This window comes from Kitasatospora sp. NPDC004799, from assembly GCF_040609095.1.
In the GTDB taxonomy this organism is placed as follows: Bacteria; Actinomycetota; Actinomycetes; order Streptomycetales; family Streptomycetaceae; genus Kitasatospora.
On record NZ_JBEXJK010000436.1, the window covers coordinates 1 to 6,722 of the forward strand.

At 75.1% G+C, this 6,722-nt stretch carries 4 protein-coding genes; 1 reads left to right on the top strand and 3 read right to left on the bottom strand.

Annotation, left to right across the window (positions count from 1 at the left end; genetic code table 11):
* Positions 1-89 precede the first annotated feature (89 nt).
* A complete protein-coding gene (locus ABZW03_RS34675; protein ID WP_355267499.1) occupies positions 90-992 on the bottom strand; it encodes a CAP domain-containing protein in 903 nt (300 codons plus the stop codon).
* Positions 993-1,137: 145 nt separating this feature from the next.
* A complete protein-coding gene (locus ABZW03_RS34680) occupies positions 1,138-4,062 on the bottom strand; it encodes a BTAD domain-containing putative transcriptional regulator (RefSeq protein WP_355267502.1) in 2,925 nt (974 codons plus the stop codon).
* A 130-nt stretch (positions 4,063-4,192) separates the two neighbouring features.
* Here ABZW03_RS34680 and ABZW03_RS34685 point away from each other — a divergent pair, with 130 nt between their 5' ends.
* The gene (locus ABZW03_RS34685; RefSeq protein ID WP_355267505.1) at positions 4,193-5,653 is read left to right on the top strand and encodes a BTAD domain-containing putative transcriptional regulator; all 1,461 of its coding nucleotides are present in this window, start codon (positions 4,193-4,195) and stop codon (positions 5,651-5,653) included.
* 48 nt (positions 5,654-5,701) lie between these two features.
* Here the strand turns inward: ABZW03_RS34685 and ABZW03_RS34690 are convergent, their stop codons facing one another.
* Positions 5,702-6,202 carry a hypothetical protein gene (locus ABZW03_RS34690; protein WP_355267508.1) on the bottom strand — a complete coding sequence of 167 codons (501 nt, stop codon included), beginning with the start codon at positions 6,200-6,202 and terminating at the stop codon, positions 5,702-5,704.
* Positions 6,203-6,722 lie beyond the last annotated feature (520 nt).

The following is a 6,722-nucleotide window of genomic DNA, read 5'->3' on the forward strand; positions in this document are numbered from 1 at the left end:
GAACCACGCGGCCCCATCGAGACCGAAGCAGCCCGCCGCCTCGCCGACGACCTCAAGCACCAGTAGTCACCCGATTACCCAACACTCTCTCAGGCCTTGCCGAAGGTCTGGACGTAGCGGCCCCAGTTGCCGCGCTGGCGGGGCGCGTAGCCGATGCCGATGTGGGTGTAGTCGGCGTTGAGGATGTTCACCCGGTGGCCGGGGCTGTTCATCCACATCTGCATCGCCTCCGGCACGCTGTTGCTCGGGGTGACGTTCTCGGCGGAGGAGCGCGAGACGAAGCCGGCGTCCCTGATGCGGTCCCAGGGGGAGCTGCCGTCGGTGCCGTTGTGCTGGGTGAGGTCGTGCGCGGCCATGTCGTTGGCGTGGCGCTGGGCGGCCGCGCTGAGGCGGTCGTCCAGGCGCACCGGCGGGGCGCCGACCCGGCCGCGCTCGGCGTTGACGGAGTTCAGCATCTCGTTGCGGAAGTCACCGCCGCCGCCGGGCTGGGGCTGCGGTTGCGGCTGCGGCTGGGGCTGCTGGCCGCCGCCGCTGACCCCGCCGGCCGGGACGAGCTGCCAGCGCTGCGCCGGGTTGGCGTCGTCCTGCCGGGCCAGGGTGAGGGGCGAGCCGGGGGCGGCCGCGGTGAGGAAGAGCATGCCCTCGTTGGTGCGGGTGGTGCGGATGCGCACCCAGTCGTTGTCGAGGGGCTCGAAGCACCAGTGCTGGTTGGGCTGGTTGTGCTCGTTGAACAGCCAGGTCTGGCCGGTGGAGTAGTTGTAGTCCATCACCATGGCCTGGCCGCCGACGTGCCGGCCGGTGGTGATCAGGGTCTCCAGCAGGAAGCTGCCGTTCTCCTTGGCCCAGAAGGTCCAGCCCTGGGCGGTGGTGCCGTTGGAGCTCCAGGACTGGATGGCGGTGCCGGCGGCGGTCTGGCTGGAGCGGAGGTCCGCGACGGTTCCGTTGGCGGACTTGAGCGTCCAGTTCTGACCGTGCTGCGGGAGCGTGGGCATGGTTGCGCCTCTCGTCGGTGGTGTCGCCCCGGGCCGCAGTCGCTGCGGCCCGGGGCCTGACGGGAGAGACGTTCCTGCACGGCGGTAGACGGGTGGTCAACGCGCGTAGCCCGGGCCCGCCGTTGACCGCTCGTCTACCGGCCGTCTACTGCGCCAGCAGCGCCCTGACCTGCGCCGATTCCTCCTGGAGCCCCAGCCGCTCGTACAGCTCCAGCGAGTCCGTCAGACAGGCCCGGGCCTGGCGCGGGCGGCCCAGGCCGGTGAGCGCGGTGCCGAGGGTGCGCAGCAGGGCGGCCTCCAGGGCGGCGCTGGTGCGGCGGGCGAGCGGGAGGACGGCCTCGGCGGCGTCGACGGCGAGCAGCCAGCGGCCGGCCTCGGCGTGGATCCGGGCGGCGAGGTCCCCGGAGGCGGCGGCGAAGACGGTGACCTGGAGGGCGGCGAACTCCTCGCGGGCGCCGACGGCGTGGGCGAGCGCCGCCTCCGGGTCGCCGCACAGCCGCAGCACCCGGGCGAGGTAGTAGCGGCCGGTCGCGGCGGAGACCGGGCCGGAGCCGCTCATCAGGTGGGCACCGCGCTCGGCGGCCGCCCGGGCCTCGTCGAGCCGGCCGGTCTGGGCGGCGCTGAAGGCGAACTCGCCGAGTGCGCTGCCCTCGGAGCGTTCGGCGCCGAGCCGGCGGAACAGCTCGGCGGCCCGCCCGGCGTGTTCGGCGGCCTCGGCGTAGCGGCCGTGGACGCGGGCGTTGCCGCCGAGGGTGAGCAGGGACTTGGCGAGAACGCGTTCGGTGGCGGGTGAGGTGCAGAGCTCGACGGCCCGGCGGATCTCCCGCTCCGACTCGGCGTAGCGGTTGACGTGCCAGAGCATGGCCCCGCGCAGGTAGCAGGCGAGGGCGAGCGGGCCGTGCTCGCCGCGCGCCTCGGCCTCACCGGCGAGGCGTTCGGCGAGGTCGGCGATGACAGTGGTCCGGGTGCGTTCGGCGAGCACCGAGCCCATCCGGTCGGCGAGTTCGGCCGCGCGGTCGAGCGGCAGGGCCGGCTCGGCGCAGCTCAGGGCGATGGCGGCGGCGTGCACCTCGGCCTGTTCGCGCATCCACCGCACCGCCTCGGCCCCGTCAGCGACCGGGCGGCCGGGGTGGGCCACGGATGCGTCGAGCAGGCTGAGTTCGGTTGGATCGGCCTTGCGGGCGGCGAGGTCGGCGTTGCGGGCGGTGGCGAGGCAGAAGTCGAGCAGCCGGTCGGTGGCGGCGGTGCGTCCGGCGGCGCCGTCCTCGGCGTCGAGCCGGGCGCGGGCGTAGGCGCGGACGAGGTCGTGGAAGCCGTACCGGCCGAAGCCGGGGGAGTGCAGGAGGTTGAGGTCGACGAGGGCTTCGAGCAGGTCGCCGGTCTCGGCCTCGGTGCGGTCGAGCAGGGCGGCGGCGCAGGGCAGCGGGACGTCGGGGGCGTCGGGCAGGGCGAGCAGCCGGAAGGCGCGGGCGAGTTCGGCGTCGAGGCGGCGGTAGGAGAGCGCGAAGCTGGCCTCCACGGTCCGCTCGCCGTCGCTGAGTTCGGCCAGCCGGTGCTCGTGGCGGAGCCCTTCGGCGAGGGCGGCCAGGGTGAGCGCCGGGTCGGCGGCGAGCCGGGAGGCGACGATGCGGACGGCGAGCGGCAGCAGCCCGCAGGCCCGGACGACCTCCTCGGCGGCCCCGGGCTCGGCGGCGACGCGGTCGGCGCCGACGATCCGGGTGAGCAGTTCCAGGGCCTGCTCGGGCGGCAGGGTGTCTAGGCGCAGCTGGTGGGCCCCGGCGAGGCCGGTCAGCCGGTGGCGGCTGGTGATCAGGACGGCGCAGCCGGGTGAGCCGGGCAGCAGCGGTTCGACGTGGCCGGGGCCGGCCGCGTTGTCGAGGACGACCAGGACGCGCCGTCCGGCCAGGGCCGAGCGGTAGAGCGCGCTGCGTTCGCCGGTGTCCGGCGGGATCTCGCCCGGGTCGACGCCGAGGTCGCGCAGGAAGCCCGCGAGCACCGTGCCGGGCTCGGGCGGGGTGCGGTCGGCGCCGCGCAGGTCGGCGAAGAGCTGTCCGTCGGGGAAGCGGTCGCGGACCCGGCGGGCCACGTGCACGGCGAGGGTGGTCTTGCCGACGCCGCCCATGCCGTCCAGGGCGGAGACCACTACGGCCCGTCCGCCGGCGGTGCGGAGGCGGTCGGTGAGGGACTCGGCCTCCTCGGTTCGGCCGGTGAAGTCGGGTAGGCCCAGGGGGAGTTGGTCGGGGGCCTGCCAGCCGTCGGTGGCGGCGGGTTCGACCGGGCCGGCGGTGGCGCCGGCGGGCAGCAGCGAGGCGTCGTCGCGCAGGATGCGCAGGTGCAGGGCGGCCGGGCCGTCCTCGCCCGGCGGGAGCGAGGCGCGGGCGTCGTCGTACACGGCGAGCGCCTCGGCCTTGCGCCCCGCCTGGTAGAGGGCGCGCATCAGGACGGCGGTGAGCCGGGGCCGGCCCGGGCGCTCCAGGGCGAGGGCGGCGGCGGCCGCGGTGAGGTCGGTGCGGTCGCCGAGGTCGGTGTCCAGCTCCAGTTCCGCCTCCTTGGCCGAGATCCGCTGTTCGGTGAGCTCGGCGCGGACGGCCTCGGCGTGCGGCCCGGGCAGTCCGGCCAGCGGTTCGCCGACCCAGAGCCGCTGGGCGCGCCGCAGCACCTCCCGGACCTCTCCGGGTGGCGCCCCGGCCTCGCGCAGCCGTCCGGCCTCGCGCAGCAGGGCCTCCCAGGCGGTCGTGTCCACCTCGGCACCGGGCAGCCGGAGCGCGTACCCGTCGCCGACCCGGACCAGCGGCATCCGCTGCGGGTCGTCCCCGGCGTACGGCCGGAACGCGGTGCGCAGCCGGGAGACGGCGAGCTGGACGGCCTTGCGCGGGTCGGCCGGCGCGGCCCCGCCCCACACCCCCTCGACCAGCACCGGCACCGCCACCGTGCGCCCTCCAGCGGTCAGCAGCGCCGCGAGCACGGCCCGCTGCTGCGGCCTGCCCAGCTCCAGCTCCTGTTCCCCGTACCAGGCCCGCAGCGGTCCCAGCAGCCCGAACCGCAGCCCGGAGCCCCCCATATCAGCCATGTTCTGTCCCCGAATGTCGTCCTGCGCCGGGATCGCGCCACTTCCGTCCGGACAGCGGTGCCCCCCGTGTCCCGGCGACTTATGCTCTGTCACTGATTGTGCATGGACAGAGCCTTTCGAGGGGTGGGCTGTGGGGCTCGTTTTCAGCCTGCTGGGACCGCTGCGAGCCCGGTGCGACGGCCGCGAGCTCGACCTCGGCCGACCGCAGCAGCGGGCCGTGCTCGCGGCGCTGCTGATCCCGCCGGGGCAGCTGGTGGCGACGGACCGGCTGGTCGAGGACCTGTGGGGAGGGGACGACACCCGCTGGCCGAAGGACCCGGTCGGGCAGATCGGCACCCACGTCCACCGGCTGCGGCGCGCCCTGGACACGCCCGGGCTGCTGGTCGGTGCGGCGGGCGGCTACCGGCTGGAGGTGCCGCGTACGGCGGTGGACCTCTTCCGCTACGAGGCCGGGGTGGCGGAGGCCGTCGCGCTGCGTCACCGGGATCCGCTGCGGGCGCACGAGGTACTGGTGCGGGCGCTGGGGGCCTGGGAGGGGCGGCGCGCGCTGGACGGCGTGCCCGGGGCGTTCGCCGAGCGGGTCCGGGAGCGGCTGGCGAGCGGACGGTTCGCGGCGCTGAAGGCCCTGCTCGGCCTGGACCTGGCGCTCGGCCGGCACGCCGAGGCCCTGGAGCAGCTGGCCGGGCTGGCGGCCGCGCACCCACAGGACGAGGAGGTGCACCGGCTGCACCTGCTGGCGCTGCACCGCTGCGGCCGCACCGCGCAGGCGCTGGCGGCGTACGAGGCGCTGCGCGACCGGCTGGACGGGGAGCTCGGGCTCGAACCGGCCCCGGCACTGGTCGAGCTGGCCGGGCAGATCCGGCGCGGGGACGCCCCTGTGCTGCTGCGGCGGCTGCCGAGGCCCGGCCAGCTGCCGCCGGACATCCCGGACCTGGTCGGGCGGGCGGCGCAGCTGCGGGAGGCGGAGCGGGTGCTGCGGGCGGGCGGTGCGCCGGTGCTGGGGCTGTCGGGCCCGGCGGGCAGCGGGACGTCGGCGCTGGCGGTGCACGTGGCGCACGCCGTCCGGGACGCCTTCCCGGACGGGCAGCTGTACGCGGGTGGGGGTGGCTCGGGGGACGTCGGGTCCGCACGCGTGAGCGAGGAGCGCTCCGGCGCGGTGCTGGCCGGCTTCCTGCGGGCGCTGGGGGAGCGGGCCGACGCCTCGGCCGGCCTCGACGAGCTGTCCGCGCGCTACCGCGCCGCGCTCACCGGGCGGCGGGTGCTGGTGCTGCTCGACGGGGTGGCCGAGCCGGGGCCGCTGCTGCCGGCGGTGCCCGGCTGCGCCGCGGTGGTGGCGGGGGCGGAGCCGGGCGCGCTGCCCGGCGACGCCGTACGGCTGGCGGTGGGACCGCTGGAGCCGCACGACGCCTTCGAGCTGCTGGCCCGGATCGTCGGCCCGGACCGGGTCCGGCAGGAGCGGGACGCGGTGATCGAGCTGGCGGAGGTCTGCGGCCACCTGCCGGTCCTGCTGCGGACGGCGGCGGAGCGGCTCGCGGCCCGGCCGCAGTGGTCGGTGCCCGACCTGGTCCGGTGGCTGGCCGAACGCGGCTGAGCGCCGGACCGCGTGGGCGGGCCGGCGCTCAGGCCTGGTAGCGGGGACCTACGGCTGCGGCCGCGGGGCGTACAGGTCGGACGCCAGGGTCACGGACTGGGGGTCGTTGGAGTGCGGGACCCGGTCGCTGCCCCAGTAGAAGTCGACCCGGTACTCGCCGACGACCAGCTTGGCGTGCGGGTGTCCCCAGGCCAGCGGGGCGGCGTTGCAGACGCGGCCGTCGGCGGCGTAGACGACGAGGTTGCCGTCGCTCTGCATGACGGCCTTGTAGCCGCAGCCGTAGGTGTTCATGGCCCAGATGGCCTTCGTCAGGCCGGGGTAGTTGTAGTTGGTGTAGATGACGAGGTTGCCGTCGGTCTGCATGATCAGACGGGTGGTGGGCGAGTCGACGTGCCACCCCTGGTAGAGCGGTTCGTCGTCCCAGATGGCGTGGGTGCCCGGGTCGTACGCGGCCTGGGCGGTGCCTGCCCCCAGCATCGTCCCGGCCAGCGCCAGGGCGGCGGTCGCCGCTACGACGGCCGTGCGCTTGAGTGCCTTCGTCGCCTTCATGTCCCCGTGTACCTCGTGTCTCTCGTCCGTTCGCGCTCCGAGGTCCTCGGGGCGCCGTGCGGGACCGATCTTGGCGGCGGGCGGTAGACAAACGATGAACGCCGGCGTTGATCGGCGTCCGGCACGGGGGCGTTTGGTTTCGGCGCGCAGGAGGAGTAGTGTTCTCTAGTCGCTCGACAGGGAGCACCGGACACGCGTCAGCGCGGACGGTCCCGGGGCGGCCAATCCTCTGAAACACCACTTCCCGGTTCGGGCCGGGTCGCTTCGTCTTTTTCGCGTCGCGGCCTGGTGCTTATTCGGCGTGCGCGTTTTATCGGGTTGCGGTCGGATTCGCTTTTCGGAGCGGGGATCGGCTAGAGTTTGGAACGTCGGACGGGGCGTCAAACCCCGGAAGACACCGGCGAGTTAGATGAACGAAGCCCCGGAAACGGAGCGGAAAACATCTGATAAGCTGGAAACACGAAAGAACGAAGCCCGGAGGGCCTGCTGGAAGGCAGTCCGAAGGAAGCGTCCGTTCCTT

Excerpts from the sequence above, each read along its gene's own strand:
- ABZW03_RS34680 (WP_355267502.1), bottom strand. The coding sequence starts at position 4,062 with ATGGCTGATATGGGGGGCTCCGGGCTGCGGTTCGGGCTGCTGGGACCG.
- ABZW03_RS34690 (WP_355267508.1), bottom strand. The coding sequence starts at position 6,202 with ATGAAGGCGACGAAGGCACTCAAGCGCACGGCCGTCGTAGCGGCGACC.
- ABZW03_RS34675 (WP_355267499.1), bottom strand. The coding sequence starts at position 992 with ATGCCCACGCTCCCGCAGCACGGTCAGAACTGGACGCTCAAGTCCGCC.